The sequence below is a fragment of the Streptomyces sp. H27-D2 genome, from assembly GCF_035828615.1.
GTDB lineage: Bacteria > Actinomycetota > Actinomycetes > Streptomycetales > Streptomycetaceae > Streptomyces.
Map to the genome: position 1 here is coordinate 1 of NZ_JAYMZR010000025.1, position 21,185 is coordinate 21,185.

General features: G+C 68.6%; 21 protein-coding genes. 6 read left to right on the forward strand and 15 right to left on the reverse strand.

Annotation, left to right across the window (positions count from 1 at the left end):
- Positions 1-33: 33 nt before the first annotated feature.
- The 8 genes from QMK28_RS12510 to QMK28_RS12545 all read right to left on the reverse strand — a co-directional run bounded on the left by QMK28_RS12510 (position 34) and on the right by QMK28_RS12545 (position 8,706).
- The gene (locus QMK28_RS12510) at positions 34-1,455 is read right to left on the reverse strand and encodes a sensor histidine kinase (protein ID WP_326437178.1); all 1,422 of its coding nucleotides are present in this window, start codon (positions 1,453-1,455) and stop codon (positions 34-36) included.
- Positions 1,456-1,461: 6 nt separating this feature from the next.
- On the reverse strand, positions 1,462-2,349 hold the full coding sequence (locus QMK28_RS12515; RefSeq protein ID WP_326437179.1) for a DUF5936 domain-containing protein: 888 nt from the start codon (positions 2,347-2,349) through the stop codon (positions 1,462-1,464).
- A 99-nt stretch (positions 2,350-2,448) separates the two neighbouring features.
- A complete protein-coding gene (locus QMK28_RS12520) occupies positions 2,449-3,390 on the reverse strand; it encodes a type II secretion system F family protein (RefSeq protein WP_326437180.1) in 942 nt (313 codons plus the stop codon).
- A 10-nt stretch (positions 3,391-3,400) separates the two neighbouring features.
- Entirely contained in the window at positions 3,401-4,738 is a 1,338-nt protein-coding gene (locus QMK28_RS12525; RefSeq protein WP_326437181.1) for a CpaF family protein, read from the reverse strand.
- A gap of 108 nt (positions 4,739-4,846) precedes the next feature.
- The gene (locus QMK28_RS12530) at positions 4,847-5,233 is read right to left on the reverse strand and encodes a TadE/TadG family type IV pilus assembly protein (RefSeq protein ID WP_326437182.1); all 387 of its coding nucleotides are present in this window, start codon (positions 5,231-5,233) and stop codon (positions 4,847-4,849) included.
- A 3-nt stretch (positions 5,234-5,236) separates the two neighbouring features.
- Positions 5,237-6,853 carry an AAA family ATPase gene (locus tag QMK28_RS12535; RefSeq protein WP_326437183.1) on the reverse strand — a complete coding sequence of 539 codons (1,617 nt, stop codon included), beginning with the start codon at positions 6,851-6,853 and terminating at the stop codon, positions 5,237-5,239.
- A gap of 8 nt (positions 6,854-6,861) precedes the next feature.
- Positions 6,862-7,569 carry a Flp pilus assembly protein CpaB gene (gene cpaB / locus QMK28_RS12540; RefSeq protein ID WP_326437184.1) on the reverse strand — a complete coding sequence of 236 codons (708 nt, stop codon included), beginning with the start codon at positions 7,567-7,569 and terminating at the stop codon, positions 6,862-6,864.
- Between the two features lie 252 nt (positions 7,570-7,821).
- The gene (locus tag QMK28_RS12545; RefSeq protein ID WP_326437185.1) at positions 7,822-8,706 is read right to left on the reverse strand and encodes a hypothetical protein; all 885 of its coding nucleotides are present in this window, start codon (positions 8,704-8,706) and stop codon (positions 7,822-7,824) included.
- A 547-nt stretch (positions 8,707-9,253) separates the two neighbouring features.
- On the opposite strand from QMK28_RS12545, the gene QMK28_RS12550 reads away from it, so the two are divergent.
- The 4 genes from QMK28_RS12550 to QMK28_RS12565 all read left to right on the forward strand — a co-directional run bounded on the left by QMK28_RS12550 (position 9,254) and on the right by QMK28_RS12565 (position 13,995).
- Positions 9,254-10,846 (forward strand): hypothetical protein, encoded by a 1,593-nt coding sequence (locus tag QMK28_RS12550; protein ID WP_326437186.1) that lies wholly within the window; start codon positions 9,254-9,256, stop codon positions 10,844-10,846.
- 93 nt (positions 10,847-10,939) lie between these two features.
- Positions 10,940-11,536, forward strand: a complete 597-nt coding sequence (locus QMK28_RS12555) for a hypothetical protein (RefSeq protein ID WP_326437187.1) — start codon at positions 10,940-10,942, stop codon at positions 11,534-11,536.
- 94 nt (positions 11,537-11,630) lie between these two features.
- On the forward strand, positions 11,631-12,077 hold the full coding sequence (locus tag QMK28_RS12560) for a hypothetical protein (protein WP_326437188.1): 447 nt from the start codon (positions 11,631-11,633) through the stop codon (positions 12,075-12,077).
- A 208-nt stretch (positions 12,078-12,285) separates the two neighbouring features.
- Positions 12,286-13,995 carry a chitinase gene (locus QMK28_RS12565; RefSeq protein WP_443050703.1) on the forward strand — a complete coding sequence of 570 codons (1,710 nt, stop codon included), beginning with the start codon at positions 12,286-12,288 and terminating at the stop codon, positions 13,993-13,995.
- 84 nt (positions 13,996-14,079) lie between these two features.
- Here the strand turns inward: QMK28_RS12565 and QMK28_RS12570 are convergent, their stop codons facing one another.
- From QMK28_RS12570 to QMK28_RS12585, 4 genes are all read right to left on the reverse strand, one after another.
- Positions 14,080-15,489 (reverse strand): Nramp family divalent metal transporter, encoded by a 1,410-nt coding sequence (locus QMK28_RS12570; RefSeq protein WP_326437189.1) that lies wholly within the window; start codon positions 15,487-15,489, stop codon positions 14,080-14,082.
- A gap of 431 nt (positions 15,490-15,920) precedes the next feature.
- The gene (locus QMK28_RS12575) at positions 15,921-16,934 is read right to left on the reverse strand and encodes a S1 family peptidase (RefSeq protein WP_326437190.1); all 1,014 of its coding nucleotides are present in this window, start codon (positions 16,932-16,934) and stop codon (positions 15,921-15,923) included.
- A 141-nt stretch (positions 16,935-17,075) separates the two neighbouring features.
- A complete protein-coding gene (locus QMK28_RS12580) occupies positions 17,076-17,282 on the reverse strand; it encodes a DUF397 domain-containing protein (RefSeq protein WP_326437191.1) in 207 nt (68 codons plus the stop codon).
- 26 nt (positions 17,283-17,308) lie between these two features.
- The gene (locus QMK28_RS12585) at positions 17,309-18,163 is read right to left on the reverse strand and encodes a helix-turn-helix domain-containing protein (RefSeq protein WP_326437192.1); all 855 of its coding nucleotides are present in this window, start codon (positions 18,161-18,163) and stop codon (positions 17,309-17,311) included.
- Positions 18,164-18,351: 188 nt separating this feature from the next.
- Between QMK28_RS12585 and QMK28_RS12590 the strand changes: the two genes are divergently transcribed.
- Positions 18,352-18,852 (forward strand): ATP-binding protein, encoded by a 501-nt coding sequence (locus tag QMK28_RS12590; RefSeq protein WP_326437193.1) that lies wholly within the window; start codon positions 18,352-18,354, stop codon positions 18,850-18,852.
- 47 nt (positions 18,853-18,899) lie between these two features.
- On the forward strand, positions 18,900-19,187 hold the full coding sequence (locus tag QMK28_RS12595; RefSeq protein ID WP_326437194.1) for a hypothetical protein: 288 nt from the start codon (positions 18,900-18,902) through the stop codon (positions 19,185-19,187).
- A 71-nt stretch (positions 19,188-19,258) separates the two neighbouring features.
- Here the strand turns inward: QMK28_RS12595 and QMK28_RS12600 are convergent, their stop codons facing one another.
- The 3 genes from QMK28_RS12600 to QMK28_RS12610 all read right to left on the reverse strand — a co-directional run bounded on the left by QMK28_RS12600 (position 19,259) and on the right by QMK28_RS12610 (position 21,125).
- Entirely contained in the window at positions 19,259-19,930 is a 672-nt protein-coding gene (locus QMK28_RS12600) for a hypothetical protein (protein ID WP_326437195.1), read from the reverse strand.
- A gap of 73 nt (positions 19,931-20,003) precedes the next feature.
- Positions 20,004-20,585, reverse strand: coding sequence for a hypothetical protein (locus QMK28_RS12605; RefSeq protein ID WP_326437196.1), 582 nt, complete (start codon positions 20,583-20,585; stop codon positions 20,004-20,006).
- Between the two features lie 27 nt (positions 20,586-20,612).
- Positions 20,613-21,125, reverse strand: coding sequence for a hypothetical protein (locus QMK28_RS12610; RefSeq protein ID WP_326437197.1), 513 nt, complete (start codon positions 21,123-21,125; stop codon positions 20,613-20,615).
- Between the last annotated feature and the right edge of the window lie 60 nt (positions 21,126-21,185).

The following is a 21,185-nucleotide window of genomic DNA, read 5'->3' on the forward strand; positions in this document are numbered from 1 at the left end:
GGTCGGGGGAGCGGTGGGCGAGGGCGGGTTGGGTCAGTGGCGGGACGGGGGCGGGAGGGCGGTCGGGTCGGGCGGTAGCAGCGCCACCACCGGCAGGTCGAGCCGGACTTCGGTGCCGGACGCGGTGCGGCCCTTGCCGATCCGGATGCGCGCGCCGATGCCGGCCGCCCGCTCGACCATGCCGACCAGGCCGAAGTGGCCGGCCTTGCGGAGTGCGTCGAGGGTGGTGCCGGGCGGCAGGCCGCGGCCGTTGTCGAGGACGCCGATCCGCAGCGATCCGTCCACGATCCCGGCTTCGACGCTCACCTCGGTGGCGCGTCCGTGCCGGTGCGCGTTCTCCAGCGCCTCGGTCGCGACGGTCAGCAGATGGCGGGCGACGGCATGCGGCACGGGCGGGACGGCGGAGCTGCCCACGAACTTCACGGCGGCCGGGATTCCCGTCGTACGGGAGAAGTCGGCCACCCGGGCCGAGAGTTCGTCGACGACCTGGACCCCGGTGGTGTCCAGGTCGCCCTCGCGCCGCAGGTCGGAGAGGAGTTCGCGGGATTCGGCGGCGGCCCGGCGGGCGGAGCGGGCGACCAGCTCGGCCTGGTCCCTGACCGTGACCGGGTCCATCCGGCCGGCCGAGGTCGCGAGGCCGTCCGCGGCCATCGCCAGGCCGTGCAGGGTCTTGGCCACCGAGTCGTGCATCTCGCGGGCGAGCCGCGCGCGCTCGCCGCCGACGGCCTCGGTGACGGCGAGCCGGGCGCGGGTCTCGGTGAGCGCCTGGGTGGCGGTGCCGAAGCCGAGCATCAGATTGCGCAGCGTCACGCCGACGGCTCCGGCGACGATGCACAGCCCCGGCAGCAGGGAGGCGTTGGCGAAGGTCGCCTCCAGGTCGGAGTCGGCTCCGTACGCCATCAGCAGCACGACGGATTCCAGGCAGGCGAAGAAGGCGGCGCCGCGCCAGCTGTAGACGAGTCCGGCCAGCAGCGGGGTGCAGACGGTGACGTAGCCGAGGGTGTTCTCCGGTCCGGCGGCGAACAGCAGCAGCGCTCCGAAGAGGCTGTCGACGGCCAGCAGTACGGGGTGCCGCAGCAGCAGCGGGCCGAAGCGTTCCCAGTCCCGGAAGAGCAGGTACGACCCCATGAAGGTGACCAGCACGGCCGCTCCGACCAACTGGGCCGCGAGGCCGTCGGCGGCGCGGGTGAGCGCGAGCGGGGCGGACAGCGCGATCATCGCCAGCCGGAAGCCGAACACCTGGCGGCACATCGCTTGGAGCGCGCTGACCTGGATGTTCAGTGTGGGGACCCAGTCCAGGGCGGACAGCGGGCCGGACCCGTCGCCGGAGCCGATGCCGGCCGGCCGCGGCCGGCGGCGGGGCGCCCGGGTGGGTCCGGAGGGGACGCCGGACGGGAATCCTGCCGGGCCGACGGCTGCCCGGCGGACCGCCCAGCGGAGCTTGGATGTGGGCATGCGGCCTCATTCCCCCCCGATGGAGCCGAAGTCGGAGCCGGAGCCGAGGAAGATGCTGGCGATCAGCAGGATCATGGTGGCCGGGACCATCAGCGTGGTGATGACGCTGGTCGCCTTCGGCACCGCCTTCGCGGCGCGGCGGCGGGCGTTCTGGGCGTCCATCCGGCGCATGTCGTTGGCGATCTGGATGAGGGTGTCGACGATCGGGGCGCCGAGGTCCTCGCCCTGCTGGAGCGCGGTGACGAACTGCGCGACCTGCTCCGAGTCATTGCGCCTGCGCAGTTGCTCGAACGCCTGGCGGCGAGCGACGCCCATGTCCATCTGGCGCAGGGTGATGCGCAGTTCGTCGGCCCACGGGCCCTCGTACTTGGACGCCACCCGGTCCAGCGCCTCGCGGAAGCCGAGCCCCGCGCCCACGACGACGGCGAGGACGTCGAGGAAGTCCGGGAGGGTCCGCTCGATGACCTCCTTGCGCTGCCGGACCGCGGACCAGATGCCGACCTCCACCCAGAAGAAGCCGAAGGCCGCGAGGACCAGCGCGAGCAGGATCTGTTCGCGCACCAGCATGGTGAAGGCGCCGAAGAAGCCGATGAAGCCGTAGACCGCGCGGCGGGCGGCGTAGCGGTCGATGGTCAGGCCGCCCGGGTTCCCGGCCATGTCGATCCTGCGGCGGGTCTTGTTGACCTGTTTGGGGCCCATCATCCGCAGCACCATGGGGGCGTAGCGGATGCCTATCCGGTCGACGGCCGATCCCATGGCGTTCGTACGGCTGGCGCCGACTTCGAGGGCGACGCTGAGGTCGCCGGGGAGTTTCGCGTCGGCGCGGTACATCCGGATGCCGTAGAACACGCCCGCGGTGCACAGTCCGATCACGGCTGCCAGCAGCAGTCCCATGTGCGCTCCTCTCTCTTTTCTGGGGGTACGGGTTCTGTGGGTACGGGTGATGTGGGGTACGGGATCGGGCTCGGCGGCGGGGTCGGGGTCGGGCGGCGGTCAGACGTCGATCTTGGACATGCGGCGGATGATGATGAGGCCGAGCGCGTACAGCCCCAGCGACACGACCACCGCGGCCTGCCCCATGAACGTCGAGGTCATCCGGTCGATGGCGCCCGGCAGGACCTTGTCGGTCAGCAGCATCGCGCCGACGCCCATCACGGGGACCGCGTAGGCGGTCATGTTGACCTGGGACAGCTGGGTGCGTACCTCGCGCCGGGTCTCCTTGCGTTCCTCCAGCGTCTCGGTGAGGTTGCGCAGCGAGCCGACCACGGCGCCGCCCGCCCGGCTGGACAGCACCAGGGTGGTGACCAGGACGATCAGTTCGCGGGAGGGCAGCCGGTCCTGGAGCTCGCCCAGCGCCTCGTCGATGGAGTGGCCCACGGCGAGGGCGTCTGCGACCTTGGAGAGCTCCTCGCCGGCCGGGGCCTCCAGTTCCTCGGCCGCCATGCTCAGCGCGGTGCGCAGCGCCAGTCCGGCCTGGGTCGCGTTGGCGAGGATCCGGGACAGTTCGGGGAGTTGGTTGATGAACTTCTCGATGCGCTTCTGCCGCTGCCAGCTGAGGAACGAGAAGGCCGTCCAGAGGCCGACGAGGCCGAAGATCGGTCCGAAGAACGCGGCGAGCAGGGACTGCGCGATCAGCCACAGTCCGGCGATCAGCGCCACCATGTAGACGAAGAACTCACCAGGGGTCAGGTCCAGTCCGGTGGCCGACAGCCGCACTTCGATCTTCTTGCCGAGGCCGGTCCCGCGCAGCCGCCGGTCGAATCCGGCGAAGCGCCTGCGCCGGCCGCCGGCCATGGTGATGTGGCCGGTCGACGACAGCCGGTCGACCAGCGCGGCGCGCTGCGCCTTGCCCGAGGAGTAGACATGGACGCCGCAGACCCCCAGCACGCAGCACAGGAGCGTGACGCCGATCGTCAGCAGTGCGAGATTGTCCATAGCGGGCTACCTACTTGGCCTCTCGGGTGGCGAGCTGGTCTTCGGACGTCGCGACGCCGTAGGCCTGCGGGATCGGCTGGCCTGCCATGTAGAGGCGGTCGGCGACGCGGCGCGGGAGCGGGTGGTACGCGAACTCGCCGTGCACCACGCCGTCCGCGGTCATCGGCCGGGCGTTGAAGCGGCAGACGGTGGCGAGCCGGAAGTCCTCGCGGCCGTGCGAGTCGAGGATGGCGATCTCGCCGATCTTGCGGGAGCCGTCGGCGTTGCGGGTGAGCTGGACGATGACGTCCAGCGCGCTGTTGATCTGGTCCCTGAGCGCTTCGAAGGGGATCTTCACCTCCGACATGGAGGCGAGGGTCTGCAGGCGCATCAGCGCGTCCTCGGCGTTGTTGGCGTGCACGGTCGCCAGCGAGCCGTCGTGGCCTGTGGACATCGCCTGGAGCATGTCGAGGGTCTCGCCGCCGCGGACCTCACCGACGATGATGCGGTCGGGGCGCATCCGCAGTGAGTTGCGGACCAGGTCGCGGATGGTGATCTGGCCCTTGCCCTCGACGTTCGGGGGGCGGGTCTCCAGCCGGATGACGTGCGCCTGCTGGAGCTGGAGTTCGGCCGCGTCCTCGACGGTGATGATGCGCTCGCCCTCGGGGATCAGTCCGGAGAGCGCGTTGAGCAGGGTCGTCTTGCCGGAGCCGGTGGCGCCGGAGACGATGACGTTGAACTTGGCCTGCACGAGGCCGGAGAGCAGCAGCAGCATCTGTTCGTCGAGCGAGCCGAGGCCGATCATCTCGCGCAGCGTGTAGGAGCGGGGGAAGCGGCGGATGGTGAGCGTCGCGCCGGACAGCGACAGCGGCGGGATGATCACGTTGACGCGCTCGCCGGACGGCAGTCGCGCGTCGACCATCGGATTCGACTCGTCCACCCGCCGGTTGACGGTGGACACGATGCGCTCGATGGTCTGCATCAGCTGCTCGTTGGAGGCGAAGCGCATGGGCAGCAGCTCGACCCGGCCGGCCCGTTCGACGAAGATCTGGTCGGGTCCGTTCACCATGATCTCGGTGATGGACGCGTCCTCCAGCAGCGGTTCCAGGACGCCGAGGCCGAGGGCTTCGTCCACGACCCGGCGGATCAGCTGGGAGCGCTCGACGGTGGAGAGGACCGGGCCCTCACGGCTGATGATGTGCCCGAGCACGCGCTCCAGCCGGGCCCGCCGCTCGCCGGCGGCGAGCGAGGACATCTCCGCGAGGTCGATCTCCTCCAGCAGCTTGGAGCGGTAGGCGGCGACCAGATGGCCGTCCTCCCGTGCCCCGTTGTGCTCCTCGGGGGCGGTGATGCGTGCCCTCAGGCTCATGGATCCGTGCTCCTCAGGCTCTTGCTTCCGGTGGGGGCGCTCGCTCCCGGGGAGGCTCGGCTTCCGGTGGAGGCTCTCGCTTCCGGCGGATGCCTTGCTTCCGGTGGGTCAGTCGCGGGGCATGGTGGCGGTCTTGCGCACCGTCCCGAAGTCGCCGTCGTCGAAGCCGGGGATGATCGACGGGATGTCGATCTCGGCGGTCCAGGTCGCCTCGTCATAGGCCGCGGCGCCGGCCCGGATGTCGGTGCCGCCGCGCAGCCACTCGCTCACCGATGCCTTGCCCGCGGTCTCCGCGCTCGCCTCGGCGCGCTGCCGTGACTCGGTCCTGGCCGCGGCCCGCGCGGCGGTGCCCGCCTGCTGGGCCGTGTACGCCCCGAGGCCGAGCTGCACTCCGACGAGCGCGATGAGCATCAGGATCGGCAGGAAGCCGATGAGTTCGAGCGAGACCTGACCCCGCTCGCCGCGCCGTTTCGCCCGCCCGCGTTCTCCGGTCATGGGTCATCCCTCCTTGGCTGCGCCGGCGTCGCCCGTGACGTCGCCCCACGGGAGATCGAAGCTCCCGGGGAACAGCACCGGGACCTTCAGCTTGACCTCGACCTTCCACAGGCCGTCCTCGGATTTCGGCCGGCTGACGCCCACGCCGTCCTTCCAGGACTCGGGCAGGTCCTCCAGCGCGGCCCGCTCGGCGTCGCCGTGCCGGTTGAAGCCGTCGGAGACGGCGGCCGCCCGCGCTGCCTCGTCCGCCGCGTTGCCCGCCAGCGTGTAGGTGTAGCCGACGAGCACGCACTGCCACAGCAGGACCAGCACCACGAAGATCAGCGGCAGCAGGCCGATGAACTCCATGGTGATCTGGCCGCTGTCGCCGAAGGGGCCGCGGCGGCGGACCCCCATCGAGCCGCGGTCGCTCACGAGCTTGCCGCCCTTGCCCTTCGGCGCGCCTTCCGCCGGCTTCACCAGCCCCAGCTCGCCGGCGAGGCTCCAGAGTGCCTGCTTGACCGTGCTCTTGCTGTCCAGGTCCTGCATCCGGCCGGCGTCCACCACCGCCTGGAGTTCCTTGAAGTTCGCCGGTACGGAGGACCGCGCGACCCGGGTGCCGGTGATCCGCTCGATCAGCGGCGGCTGGATCTCGGTGTTGCGCGTGTGGCGGTTCACCAGGGTGGTGGTCTCCTCGGCCTTGCGGATCTGGAGCCGGTCCCAGAGCCGTACGACGCGCTTGGCGGCCCGTACCGAGACCACGTCGGGGGTCGTCACCAGCAGGGCTATGTCCGCCATCTCGATGGCCGCCGCGTTGGCCCCGTTCATCTGGGTGCCGCAGTCGACGACGACGACTTCGTAGCGGTTGCGCAGCGCGCTGACGATCTGCCGCGAGGCCCGGTCGTTGACCTCTTCGCCGCGCTCCCCCTCGCTGGGCGCGAGCAGCAGGCCGAGGCCGGTGGCGTGGGTGAAGACGGCGTCCTGGAGCACCCGCGGCGAGATGTCCTGGATCCCGGACAGGTCGGCGATCGAGCGGCGGAACTGGACGTCCAGGTACGAGGCGATGTCGCCCGACTGGAGGTCCATGTCGACCAGCGCGACGCTCCGGCCCGAGGCCCGCGCCGCGAGCGCGAGCTGCACCGCGGTGACCGTGGCGCCGACGCCGCCCTTGGCGCCGGTGACGGTGACGACGGTGCCGCCGGGCCCTGAGGCGAGCTCCGGGCCGCTGCCCAGGTGCCGGCGTACCCCGATCGACCAGGAGGCCGCCGCCTGGACCCGGACGGCCAGTTCCTCGTACGAGAGCGGCAGCCCGATGAGGCCGCGGGCTCCGGAGTCCATGGCCGCCGCGAAGAGGCCGGGGGTGGCGTCGACGGTGATCAGCACGACCCCGACCGCGGGGAAGCGCAGGGCCACCTCCCGGATCAGCTCCAGAGCCGGCACCGGCCCGATCCGCTCGTGCACCAGGACGACCTCGGGCAGTTCCTCGACGCCCTCGCCCGCGAGCCGCGCGAGGGTGTCGAGCAGCGAGGTCGAGTCGCCCACCGGCAGCGCCGGCTCCGCGTCGGGGAGCTGGCTGAGCAGGGTGGTGATGGAACGGGCGGCGTCGGCGTCGCCGACGGCCGGGAGGATTCTGGTGGTCATCCGTTACCTCACTTGTCCCCTTCGAGGGTGTACGTGCGATCGCGCGGGCTGACCGTCGTGTCGGACCCCTGGGCGATGAGGGCGAGGCGGACGTGGGAGGCGAAGGACTCGGCGTACGCGACCCGCTGGGCGTCCTTGGTCTTGAGTCCGAAGGTGATCGGCACGGCTTCGGTGGCCTGCCGGGACCGGTCGTCCTTCTTGGGCTCCAGCGCGGTGAGCCGGCCGACGTCGATGACCCGGGCGTTGCTCACGATGATCTTGGATTGGGGTGCGTCGTTCTGGTCGCGTCCCTCGAAGGTCGCGTAGATGTTGACCCGGAAGCCGGGGCGGATCTTGCCCGCGACGCCGGTCGCCGCGTCGATCATGATGGCGATCTCCTGGTCGCCCTCCTCCAGCGCGGGGCGGTCGACGACCATGTCGCTCTGCAACAGCGAGCCCTTGCGCAGCGGGGTGATCGCGATCTTCCCGTTGAGGCTGCCGAGATCGGTGACGGCCGTCCTGGACAGCCAGCGCTTGGGGACCTTGATCTTCTGGAACTGGCCCGCGTCCAGGCCCTGATAGGCGGGTATATCTGACTTGAGGCGGTACGCCGTGGTCTCCGAGCCGACCTTCGAGTTCACGTCGCTGATCACCGAGAGCACTCCGGCGAACGCGCCGAAGGCGCAGAGGACCGAGAGGAGCAGCAGGATGATGCCACGGCGCTGGCGTGAGTTCATGGACGAACAACCTCGTTCAGGGACGTTGGCTTACCGGACAGTGAGCGGTGTCGAGTCGAGCTGGTCGGCGGGGCGCGGTGTCGTGTCGAGCGGGGCGGTGCCGGGCGGGGCGCTTGGTCGAGTCGTGCGGGGCGCTTCGTCGGTCGTACGGAGTGCTTCGTCGAGTTGTCCGGGCGGTCTCGTGCCCGGTCGTGCGCCGGTCGGCGGGTCCGGCTGGACCCGCGTCGCCCGCGCCGGCCGGCCTCACGTTCGTCAGCGGGCCGCACCGTTCGCCGGGATTCCCTGCTTCATGACGACACCCGGGTGAATTTGGTTCTCGGGAGGGGCCACCGGGGCGCAGCAGAACGCGCAGCGGTCACCGATGAGTTCGAGACCGCACCAGTGACACACCTCCCGGCGGACCGATGCGACGAGTTGGTACAGCACGGACACGTCCGGAATGGCGGCGGCGAATTCGATCAGTTTCGAGGTGCCCCACCAGCGGGTGGAGTCGCTGGGCAGCCGCGCCTCGGAAATCCCCCGCACCCGCCACGCGGGGGCGAGGGTGCCGGTGACCCAGTCGCTCTGCGACTGCCCCTTGGCCACGGTCATCCGGGTGCCGAACTCCGGTCCGCCGAGGGTCTCTTCCGTACCGATCCTGATCAGCTGCGGGACGGGCCCCGCGAGCACCCCGAACTGGGTTCCGGGCACCCAGGACTTCATGTGCGACTTGAGGCTCACCGCGACCCGGTCGAGCCTGGCGACGCTGTTGAGCAGGGCGCCCGCGTAGATGTAGTGCGAGAGCAGCCGGGCGGCCGAGGCCAGCACGCCGGGGCTGAAGTCGCAGACCGAGAGCTGCCGTAGCTGCCGGGCGAGCACGGCCACCGCGAGCGGCGGCAGGTCGAGCGGCAGCAGGGCTATCCGGTCGCTCTCCAGCACCGAGCGGACGGTGTGCAGCCGCCGGACGAAGGACGCCGGGACCGACGAGGGGTAGAGCACGATCAGATAGCCGTGCTGCTCCAGGAGCAGGGACGTCTCGGCGAGCGCGGTCTCCAGCGGCTGCGCGTCGGGTGAGCGGATCACCGCGGCGGTAGGCGTCTGCTGGTCAGGTGGTGGAAGGACCAGCTCCGGGCTGGTGACTGCGATCGCCGTCGGCACTGTGGTTCCCCGTTCACTCCGGCCCCAGAGAGACTCGGCGACCGCAGATCGACACTGCAATGCACTGCTTGCCCGGCAGCTTAGCCATCTCTTTCTGTGTGCACAGCAGCTATTGACCACCGGTTTTAATGATCTTGAAGGCCGTGCCGCCCTTTTTTCGACGGGCGCCGCGGAGGGCTGACGCATTCGAACACAGCACTTCGCCGGAGACCTACCGCCTCCACAGATGATTCACACCGGGCGTACTCCTGGCCCGCCGCCGTTGGTATTGACTTTTCCGCCAACACCTTTCACCGGTTGGATAGTTGCCGAATCAAGCAAGGGAAAGCGGTACCAGCGGTTCCGGTCCGCGTTCACCTTCACGGACAAGATCCTCCGGGTGGGCCCGGATTAGGGCCCCGGTAGGGCCCAGGGGCCCACGCCACACCCCCTCCCACCTGCATACGATCCGGGTCCGGTGGACAACCGGACGGACAACCGGACGGTCGTCTTCGCGCGGTGGGAGTGCGGCCGCGGTCACCGTCGCGCAAGCGCAGAGGAGCGTCGCATGGCTCAGGGAGGCGGCATACCGCCGTTCCTCGGACGGCACGGCCGACCGGACGCCCGGGGGGCGACGGACGCGCGGGGGGCGACGCACGACCGGGGGGCGACGGCCACCGAGTACCTCGGGATGATCGTGGTCGTCAGCGCGATCATCACCGCGGTCAGCGGGACCAGCGTCGGCCAGCAGATCGCGGACGAGATCAAGGCCCAGATCTGCAAGGTCGTCGGCGACGGCGACTGCGGCGCGGGCAAGCCCCGGGCGGGCGCCCCCAAGACCGACGCCGACTACGAACCTCCGCTCTGCAACACCGCGAACGTCAGCGACAAGGCCGGCGCGAAGGCCAAGGTGCTCTTCATCGAGTGGGGCGAGGAGTACGGCTTCCAGCAGCAGACCTTCAAGGCCCGCACGGACGTGAACGGCGACGGCAAGGTCGACGACAACGACGAGCTGGTCAACATGACGTTCACCGACGCGGCCTCCATCGCCGCGAAGAAGGACTGGAAGCCGGGCGCGAAGATCGGCAAGTTCGGCTCGGACAAGGTCGAGCTGGGCGCCGGCATCAAGGTGACCAACGGCGACACCTGGGTCTTCAAGAGCGAGGCGGAGGCCAAGAGCTTCCGCGACGACATCGAGAAGCTCAAGACCTATGAGCTCACCAACCGGCACACCGCGGCGCAGGGCGGCAGCCTCGGCACCGGCATCATGGCGATCTTCGGCAAGGGCCCCATCGCCGAGGAGGAGCGGCTGCGCGAGCGGATCGACGAGAAGCTCGGCGACCGGCACATCAGTTACGGCAAGGTCGGCCTGGAGGCGAGCGCCGCGGGCGGGCTCAAGCTCTCCGCGGGCGACGAGAAGAAGCTGTCGGCGACACTGGGCGGCAACTTCAAGTTCTCGCCCGAGGCGACCTGGACGGACAACAACTTCAAGGGCACCAAGGCGTACACGTACTCCTCCGCCATCGAGTACGGCACCAAGGCCGGCTACGAGGGCGGACCGGTCAGCGGCGAGGCCTCGGCCACCACCACCCAGACCGGGACCATCACCGTCACCCACGACAAGAAGACCGGCGAGCTGCTGCGCGTCGACATGACCCGCACCGTCGAGAAGGGCGCGACCAAGGACGGCGCGAAGGTCGGCGGCGACAACGGCAAGAGCGGTGACGACAAGAAGGGCGGCAGCGGAGGCGTCAAGGGCGGCGATCAGGAGACCGGCATCGAGGTCGTCACCAACTCGGTCGTCATGAAACCCGGCGCCGAGGGTGCGGCGGACCGTAAGACCGCGCAGGAATGGCTCGACGGGCACGGCGACAACGCAGCCCCCTTCAGCTACATGTTCGACGACCACGCCCCGACCGCCCGCCCCGGCGCCGACGACCCCTTCGGGCAGCTGCTGTTCGACAAGGGCATGTCCAGCAAGACGGACTACACCGGCAAGACCCAGGCCGCGGAGTACGGCTTCGAGCTGAACCTCGGGCTCAGTCTCGGCTTCTCGGTCAACACCGAGAACAAGGCCGAGACCCTCGACCACGCCCAGTTCCTCGGCGCTCCCAAGGGCGACCGGCGCGGGTATGTCCCGTATAGCTACTGTGCGAACTGATCCAGGCGCAGGCCCCCGGCGCGTGCGGCCGGGCCGCGCACCCGGGCAGACTCAGCCGGGCACCCCCATCCGGGCCAGAGGAGTGAGCACCCCATGAAGACCACCACCGCCACCGGACGCCGCGGACCCGCGGCCCTGGCAGCCGTCACCCTCGCGCTCGCCGGCACGCTGCTCGGCGGCGCCCTGCTCACCGGCTGCGGCAGCGAGGACTCCACGGCCGCCGCGCCCGACGACTGGCGGACCCTGGACGCCAAGGGCGTCTCGCTCGCCGTCCCCAAGAGCTTCCAGCGGCAGAGCGACGCCGAGCGCAGCGAGTTCAACGCCGCCGCCGCGACCCGTACCGAGGGCGGGAAGCGGGTCGGCATGATCACCGTGCAGCGCGACTTCACCAACGCCGACTCGGCAGAGGAGGCGGCGATCGGCGCGGAGGCGGGCATCCAGCTCGGCTCGACGCTCAAGAAGACCAAGGACGTCGAGGTCGAGGGCACCGACGAGGCCAAGCGCGTCGACTTCGAGTTCAGCTCGACCGGCGAGAAGGACACGCCCCCCAAGGGCGCCCGGGTGACCGGGGTGATCGTGACCGGGCTGGACTCCAAGGACGTCACGTTCGCGGTCCGCATCGACGTGCGGAAGGACAAGCTCGACTCCGCCGAGGTCAAGAAGATCATCGAGAGCATCCGGGTGGGGTAGCGGCGGGATCAGCGAGCAAGGGGCTGAGCCGCCGGCAACAGCAAACGACGGAGCGGCAGGCCACAGCCGCCCCACAGCACGAGGAGGAGTCGGCGTGACGCGATACGACTACCCGGAGCGCCCCACCCGGCGCGACGAGCGGCGCTCCGCCCCGCTGTTCGCGCTGATGACCGCCTGGGCGGCCGGCATCATCGTCCTGTTCGTCAGCCAGTACCTACAGATGACACTGGTCTTCGAGCACCTGGACGACGCGGACCGGCTGTCCACGTTCGGCGGGCGCATGCTCGCCATCCACCTGCCGAACGCCCTGTGCATCGCCCTCGCCACCTGGGCCGCCGCCCGGACGCACCGCGAGCCGTACCGGGACTCGGCCGCCCGGCACCTGGTCGCCGCACTGACGGTGCCGGTCGCCGCTCAGCTGCTCAACATGTCCGCGCAGTGGTCGGAGCTGGCCACGGAGGGACTCCTGATGTCCAACGCCGTGCTCGTCACCGGCTGCGCGGTGGGCCTGGCGGCGGACCGGCTGCTGCACGAGGACTGAGCGCGGGGTCGCGGGTGCGGGGTCGCGGGTGCGGCCGTGCGCGTGTGCGGCGTCGCGTGTGCGGGGTGAGGACCCACCGGCACGTCCTCCCGGAAACGTCCTGCCGGAAACCTTGACAACCGCATTGGTCTGGACCAGTTTGTACGACCAAGCGGTGGCCACCGTTCCAGCAGCTCCTCCCCCGACTTCCGCACCCACGGAGGCAGTAGTGGACCCTGCGATCCGCAGCAGACACGGCAGACGCCCCAGACGTTGGCTCACCGGAACCATCGCGGCCCTCGCCGCCGCGGCCCTCGCGACCGCCGGCCTCACCACGAGCGCGCAGGCCGCCGACTCCAACCAGGCGAAGAACTCCGGCTTCGAGTCCGGCCTGTCCGACTGGACCTGTTCGGCCGGCAGCGGCAGTACGGTCGGCACCCCCACGCACGGCGGCTCGGCCGCGCTCCGGGCGACGCCCGCCGGACAGGACAACGCCAAGTGTTCGCAGATCGTCGCGGTGAAGCCGAACTCGACGTACCAGCTGAGCGGCTGGGTGCAGGGCTCGTACGCCTACCTCGGCGCGAGCGGCACCGGGACGACCGACGTGTCGACCTGGACGCCCGGCTCAGCGAGCTGGCAGCAGCTCAACACCAGCTTCAAGACCGGCGCCAACACCGCCTCCGTCACCATCTACACGCACGGCTGGTACGGCCAGAGCGCCTACTACGCGGATGACGTGACCCTCGTCGGCCCCGGTGACGGCGGCGGCGACCCCGGTCCCGGAGTGCCGAGCGCCCCGGGCGGGCTCGCGTCCGGCACGACCACGGCCTCCTCCGTCGCCCTCTCCTGGAACACGGTCAGCGGGGCGAGTGGCTACAACGTCTACCGCGACGGCTCCAAGGTGCAGGCGGTGAGCGGGACTTCGGCCACCGTGACCGGACTGGCGGCCTCCACCTCGTACCAGTTCCAGGTCACCGCGACCAACGCGACCGGCGAGTCCGCCAAGTCGCCCGCGATCACCGCGACGACCTCCGGCACCGGTGGCGGCGGGGGCGGGAACGTGCCCAAGCACGCGGTCACCGGCTACTGGCAGAACTTCGACAACGGCGCGACCGTGCAGAGGATCCGCGATGTGCAGAGCCAGTACGACATCATCGCCGTCGCCTTCGCCGACGCGACCGGCGTCCCCGGCACCGTCGACTTCAACCTCGACCCGGCGCTGAACTACTCCGACGCGGACTTCAAGGCCGACATCAAGGCCAAGCAGGCGGCGGGCAAGTCCGTCATCCTCTCGGTCGGCGGTGAGAAGGGCACGGTCTCGGTCAACGACTCGGCCTCCGCGAACAACTTCGCCAACAGCCTCTACGCGCAGATGCAGGAGTTCGGCTTCGACGGCGTCGACATCGACCTGGAGAACGGCCTCAATCCCACCTATATGACGCAGGCGCTGCGCTCGCTGTCGGCGAAGGCGGGCTCGAAGCTGGTCATCACCATGGCGCCGCAGACCATCGACATGCAGTCCACCTCGGGCGGCTACTTCAAGACCGCGCTGAACGTCAAGGACATCCTCACCGTCGTCAACATGCAGTACTACAACAGCGGTTCGATGCTCGGCTGCGACGGCAAGGTCTACTCGCAGGGCACCGTCGACTTCCTCACGGCGCTCGCCTGCATCCAGCTCGAAGGCGGCCTCGCACCCTCCCAGGTCGGCCTGGGACTGCCCGCCTCGACCCGTGGCGCGGGCGGCGGCTATGTCTCCCCGACCATCGTCAACAACGCGCTGGACTGCCTCGCCAAGGGCACTGACTGCGGCTCGTTCAAGCCCTCCAGGACCTACCCCGCGCTGCGCGGCGCGATGACCTGGTCCACCAACTGGGACGCCTCCAACGGCAACGCGTGGTCGAACGCGGTCGGCCCGCATGTGCACGGGCTGCCGTAATCCCTGAGACTCTCCGCCCCCCGGGTGCGGGCCCCGGACGCGTCCTGCGTCCGGGCCCGTCGGCTGGGCAGGGGCGGCGTACGGCTACCAGGGCCAGGGGATCTCGCGGAGCTGCTGCACGCACAGCACGACGAACAGCAGCCCGGCGGCGGCCAGCATCCCGTTGCTGAGGTGTCCGTTGCGCCATTCCCTCGGCGTGCGGTCGGAGTTGAGCAGCCAGATCAGCGTGAGCGCCAGGAACGGCATGAAGAACGCGCCGAGAACGCCGTAGACGACCACCAGCCCGAACGGCTCGTCGAGGAAGAGCAGGCTGATCGGCGGGAACGTCAGCCACAGCAGGTAGACGCGGAAAGGCGTCGACCGCCCGCGCGCGCCGGTCGCGAGCTCGACGACGGTGTCGTCGGCGGCAGGGGCAGCGGGGCCGGCGGGGGCACCGTCCGCCGCGTCCGCACCGCCCTCAGCGCCGGCCACACCCGTACCGGCCGCAGCCGCAGCCCGCTCCGCCCGTACCGCATCGCGCGACGACTGGAAGTGCGCGACGAAGTCCGCGAACATCAGGCTCACGCCGTGCCAGACGCCGATCAGCGACGAGAACGAGGTGGCGAAGAAGCCGACCAGGAACAGCTTGGCCGTGGTCGCGCCGAAGCGGTCCTCCAGCACCTTGCCGAGGTCCACCAGACCCTGGTCGCCCGAGGTCAGCGCGATGTCCGTCGAGTGCAGCAGCTCGGCGCCGACGATCAGCATGGCGACGACGAAGACGCCGGTGGTGACGTAGGCGACCCGGTTGTCGAGCCGCATCACCTTCATCCAGCTGCTGTTCGTCCAGCCCTTGGCGTTGACCCAGTAGCCGTACGCGGCCATCGTGATCGTGCCGCCGACGCCGCCGATCAGGCCGAGGGTGTAGAGCAGCGAGCCGTCCGGGAGGACGGGGGCCAGGCCCGCGAAGGACGCGCCGACGTCCGGTCCGACGCGCGCGGCCACATAGACGACGACCACGAACATGACGCCGATCAGCACCGTCATGACCTTCTCGAAGACGGCGTACTGGTTGAACCAGACGAAGACCAGCCCGACCAGACCGGTTATCACGGCCCAGGTCTTGAGGCCGGGACCGTCCGGGAAGAGCGCGACGATCGGCAGCGCGCTGGAGGACATCGCGGTCGCCCCGTAGACGAAGCCCCACACCAGCACGTAGACGGCGAAGTAGCCGGTCGTCCAGCGGCCGAGGTCGCGCCAGCCGTCGAAGAGGGTGCGGCCGGTGGCGAGGTGCCAGCGGCCGGCGGCCTCGGCGAGCGAGATCTTCACGAGGCAGCCGATGACCGCGGCCCACATCAGGGTGTAGCCGAACTTGCTGCCCGCGATGAGCGTCGCGACGAGGTCGCCCGCGCCGACGCCGGTCGCCGCTACGACGATTCCGGGCCCGATATAGCGCCAACTCGACTTCCGTGGACGCTCGGCGAACTTCCCTGTGTCGGTGTCACTCGTCTGCGTCATACGTCTTCCTCCGCGCTCGCCCCCTGAACCCCCCGCGCCGACGGCCAGAGGGAGTGGCTGCGATTGAATCGGGCCACCGGCGGAGCGCACAAGGGCGCGACCGGCCCATTCACCACATCCGCCCTAAGGCTTGACAACCACATTGGTCTGGACCACGTTGTACGCCAAGCACAGGGGCCCCCGCGCACCCGCACCAGGAACGACTCCAGCTCCCCCAACTCCCCCCACCCTGGAGGCAGTCGTGGAACCCGCACGTCTTCCGCGGCGCGATGACCTGGTCCACCAACTGGGACGCCTCGAACAGCGACGCGTTCGCCGGCCAGGTCGGCGCGCACGTCCACGACCTCCCATAGCGGCGACCGCCGCCCCCCATCGCGGGCCGCCCCCCGACCGTAAGCGAGGCCAGGGGGCGGCCCGTCACCACGAGCGGCTCACGGCCGGACCGAGGCCAGGATCTCCTTCACGCTGACGCCCGCTTTCGGGCTTTCGCCGGTGGGCTTGGGCAGGCTGCACCCCGGCAGGCCGAGGTCGATCTTGTTGCCGACGCCGACGCACTTGGTGATGCCGTACGTCTGCTGGGCGTAGTTGATGCCCTTGCGCACCGTGATCCGGCCGTTCGCGTCGACCTCGCACGGGTTGTTCATCGTGCAGCGCCCACCGGACTCGTTGCCGGTGTTGTTGATCGCCACCACCTTGCCGCTGGCGTTGTCCACGACCGGCGACCCGGAGGTGCCGCCGATGGTCTTGCACGCGGCGGTGTAGCGGACCGAGTCCTTCCAGGTCCAGTCCGCCTCACGCAGCTGATGCACGAAGCCGTCGATGTTGCAGGGGTAGATCTTCTTCCAGTACCCGGACACCACACTGATCGCGGACCCCTGAGCCGGCCGCGCGGCCGACAGCTCCAGGGCCTTGATGCGGTACTTGGTCTCTATCGCGCTGTAGGTCGTGCCGAGTTCGTACAGCGAGACGTCGGTGTCCGTCATCGTCGCGTACGAGACTTTGGTGGCCCTGAGCGTGGCGACCGTACCGGCCGTGGCGTTGAGCAGCTTGAAGGTACGGCTGGACGGCTCATCGGTGATGACCTCACCGGGGCCCGGCATCCCGCCCTCCAGACAGTGCCCGTTGGACATCACGAGAGCCGGGTCGTTCGGCTCCGAACTGGGCATCCGCACGAGCGAGCCGGAGCAGTTGCTGAGCGCGACGGTGCCGGCGAAGTCGACGGCTTTGGCGTTGGCTTCGCCTGGGGTGCCGGTGCCGGCACCGGCACCGGCGCGGGCCGGTGCGGTCAACGCCGGCGCCGCCACCGAGGTAAACGAAGCGGCCGACGCAGCCGAGGTGGCAACCGCCCGATGGCTCGCGGCCGAGGCGGGCGCCGCACCGACGCTCGCGACCAACGCGCCGCTGAGCAGCGCGGTCGTGAGCGCGGCGACGAGAGGTTTGCGCATGTGGGGTCCTCTCCAGATCCATACCGAAGTTCCTTGTTCCTTCGGTTTTGACATGCGCATTGTCGGATCTGAAGCGACGGAAGAGAAGGGGGCCTCGGGGGCCCGACGTGAAACACGCGGGGCGCGCGCGTCGAAGTCGGATCAGAACGCCGGAAAACCGTCGCCCTTCAACTCCCCGACGAAGGCCGCCCAGGCGTCTGGCGCGAACGAGACGACGTGGCCGCGCGGGTCCTTGGAGTCGCGCACAGCGGGCGTCCCGCCGAGTAGGGCTATCTCGACGCAGTCGCCTGACTCGCCGCTGTAGCTGGACTTGCGCCACGGGATGTTGCTGATCTGCGAGAGGTTCACCTTGGGCACCTTTTTCGTCCTCGTAACTAGTCGACCATCGTCTTGACTTGGGCGATCAGGCCCAGACTCTCCAACGGGCTCAGCGCAGCCGAACGCAGTGAGTCGAACGTGAGCGTATACGTGTCAGTTTCTTCGGGGGTCTCCATGTAGAGGGTTCCGGTCTTGTGCTCCACACAGATCACGTCCGAGAACGCGCTGGTCGGGAAACTGAAGAGGACAAAGGCACCCATGAGACCGGCGTGGGCCCCCATGCTGTGCGGGATGACCTGGAGTTCGACGTTCGGCCGCTCCGCCAAGTCGGCCAGGTGAGCCAGTTGGGCCCGCATCACCTTCGCTCCGCCCACCTGTGCGAGTAGCGCGGCCTCCCCTTCGATGACGCACACACGAGGCGGGTTCGCCTTGTTCAGAACCGCCTGGCGCTGGATACGGATGTCGACCAGCTCATCCACACGCTCATGGCTGAGCATGGCGTTGCTACCGCGAAAAACCGCTCGCGCGTAGTCCGGGGTCTGCAAGAGCCCTGCGATCAGCAGGGGTTGGAACGAACGGACGTAGTCAGCGGTCTCCTCGTAGTCGATGTAGTCCGCATAGGACGGCAACGCCATCGCCACGCGCTGAGCCCAACCCGCGTCACGCTTCCGCCGGGCCAGGCTGACGAGGTCTTCTGCGTGGGCCTCGTCGTCGACACCGTAGAACGTGAGGAGGTCCCGCAGCTCACCGAGAGAGATCCCGAGCCGGGCGTTCTCGATGCGGCTGATCTTCGTTCGGTGGCAGCCGATCCGATCCGCCGCCTCATCCGGCGTCCGGCCGGCCAACTCCCGGAGCCTGACCAGCGTTGCTGCAAGGCGCCGTTGGCGCACGGTAGGGCGCGATTCTGACATGCGAGACCCCTTTCACCCCATGAAGTGCGGGCAAGATTACTCCGCACAACGGATGTTGGAACATGTTCTGTCCGATTCACTTGCGTATCGGACGCGTAGGAGTGCATCCTACGTTCCAGTTGCCCATCGTGACGACTCCGTCACTATCGGCAGCGCCTCATCGGGATGCTCACCGCAAGGGGGACGCTGTGCCCAAGAAGACCCCGGGTTCACCAGCCACCACTCCAGCCGACGAAACTCTTCTCCGTCTGCCGCCCACCTACGGCAGTCCCGGCCAGGCCCGCGCCGCGGTACGCGAGCAGCTCACCGCCTGGCGCGCACCAGCGGAAACCATCGAAACGGCCGAGCTGCTGATCTCCGAACTCGTCACCAACGCCGTATGCCACGCCGGAAACCCGCCCGGCCGGGACATCCGCATGCGATTCGCCCTGAAGGACGCCCTCTTAAGGCTGAAGGTCTCCGACGCCTGCACCGACCGCCCCCGGCAGCGCACGGCCGGCCCCGCCGCCGAGACCGGCCGCGGGCTGTTCCTCATCACGGCCCTGGCCGACGACTGGGGAGTGGAAGCGCGACCGCACGGAATCGGCAAAACGGTCTGGGTCGAACTCAAATGCGCATCCGCTGCTGCTACTTCAACTGCTCAGGCCTCTGCCACGCCAACCATTCCTGGGGCCGACCCATGCAGCTGAGCCCCCTGCACCCCGGCTACCGGTGCGAGTGCTGGGTCCGTACGCCCATGACCATTGGCGGCTCCGGCCTGGTCGCCACGCTCGAAGCCACCCATCCGCTCCAGGCCGTCCGCTGGATCAAGACAGCGCTACGCGGCGTCGTGGGGAGTCTCGACCCGCCCCAAACCGCCGCAGCGGCAGTCTTCTTCACCGACGGCCACTGGACCGCGCTCGACGCCCTCCGCGAGAACCGCCCGTTCGCGTTTTCCATCCACTGCGGCACTACCCACATCGAATGGTCTGTCCGGCCAGCACTCTTCCTGCCCCTGCAACCGGCCTGCGTGGCACGACTGTGAGAACGAGGTCGCGGGCGAGGGTCCGCCCTCGCCCGCCTCGCGGGCCGGCGAGGCGCACGCCCCGGCGGGGGTCAGTACTCGTGGACGGGCCCGTCGGGGGACCGGAAACAGGCAGACACTACATCCACTTCGATGATGGAAACGCGGCTGGCATTGGAGGAGTTCATCTCATTCGGCTTGCGCCTATCACGCAAAACGACCATAACTGAGTACTGTTCTTTTTCGGAATCCGCCAGAATTCGCAAACTCTTCGAAGGGCTGCGATCAGGGCCATACTTATTGATCCGCCAGCCACCCTTCGAGAGGTTATCTCTTATGCGCTGAAAACCAGCGCTCAGCTCTTCGAATGGCACCCCGGAAATGGCCCAAGGATGACGCATTACGTAGAGGTCCTCTTCATCCATCTCACAGGACGAGGCAACCGCGCCCGACTCGGTCGCTTTCGCTCCCTTGATTCCAGCCATATCTAGAATCTTACTGGAGATGCCCTCTGCTGTCCCTCTGGCTTTTTCTACCTTGCGCGTGGCAGGCGTGTAGTCAAGCTTGGGCCCGTCTGTGGCGGGCCTGAGTGTGGCGGGAACCGAGTCGGGTTCATCCATTCCTGAGCAACCCACTCCACCCACCGCCAGTACGAGGACGGTCGTGAGCGGGGCAAAGCTGCGCCGAAATGTGCTGACAGTACTGGTCAAGTTCACTCGCCATCCGGCCGCTTGGACCTCCAGGATCTGTTTCTGCTCAGCCACGACTGTCGGTTGGCGGCCTCTGATCCGACCGTCTCCCACCAGAGCAGCACACGCCCCGCCTGCGCGCCTCGGGTCAGTACTCGTCCACGGTCTTGCCCTTGGGGACCTGGAAGCAAGCTGATGACAAGTTCACCCAGATCTTAGATTTTGGTCCGTCAGGCTTAGCTCTACCGGTCTCATCAAAGAGCCGAACGCTGACCGAAAATTTCTTCTTCTTGGAGTTGGCAACCAACTCAAGGCTCTTGGACGGGCTGGCGTCCGGGCCATATTTAGAGACTTTCCAACCACGCTTCGGCAGGTCCTCATTAAGCCTGACCATAGCTTTTTCCATGTCGTCAACAGGAACATTTATCAGGGACCAGGTATGCAGGATGGCGTAGAATTTTTCCGGATCCTCCTCTCCACACTGAGAAACTCCTGGGCCAGGCTCGCTCAGCTTGCCGCGCAGGGCAATGATGTCGATGAGCTCGCTGGAAAAACCTTCCGCTGCTTTTTTCGCGTCAGATATTTCTCGGGTTTCTGGCGTATAGCCCAAGCCATTATCAGATTCGGCCATAGTCGAACATCCCGTCACGACGACTGTTGCAGCGAGGAGCAACAAGGCAATAGATGGTTTCAGTCGGCTTACTGCATATTGGACACCGCTAGTCTTCATGCTTGACTTTCTCGTATTGCCCCACAGTTACAGCTGCTTGATTTTGGAGACTATCCGTTCGTCCGCGATGGCGTCGGCGATGCCTTCGGCCTTGGCCTGGTTGGCGTCTGTCGGCTTGAGGAGCCTGGGTGCGTTGTCGCTCCCGGCGCGGGCACTGCCTGCGTCCGGCGCGAGGGGGACCTTGGTCTCGTAGTGGACCGAGCCGTCGTCATTGACCGTGAACTTGAGGCTTTCGGCGTCGGCGAGAGCGTCCTTCAACTTACGTTGCGGGGAGCCCAGTTCCGAGGCCAGGCCGTTCAACGCGGTGCGGATCAGGCCGCACTCGGCGTGGATGTACTGGTAGTTGCTGCTCAGCTGTTTGAGGGCTGCTGCCGCTGTGTCGGCAGCCTCACCCTTCTGCGTTTTCCGGATCTTGAGGAGCATCTCGTTGTCGACCCGGTCGCGCGCGGAACTGGCCCGATTGCTGGTGTCACCCCAGCCGTCGGCGGCGTCCTCGAACTCGGACCGTTTGAGGTCTCTCAACTGCTTCAGCGTGACCATGCGCGCGTCACCCGCCCGACTTCGCGTCGCCGGCCCAGGCCGCAATGGCAATGACTTAGC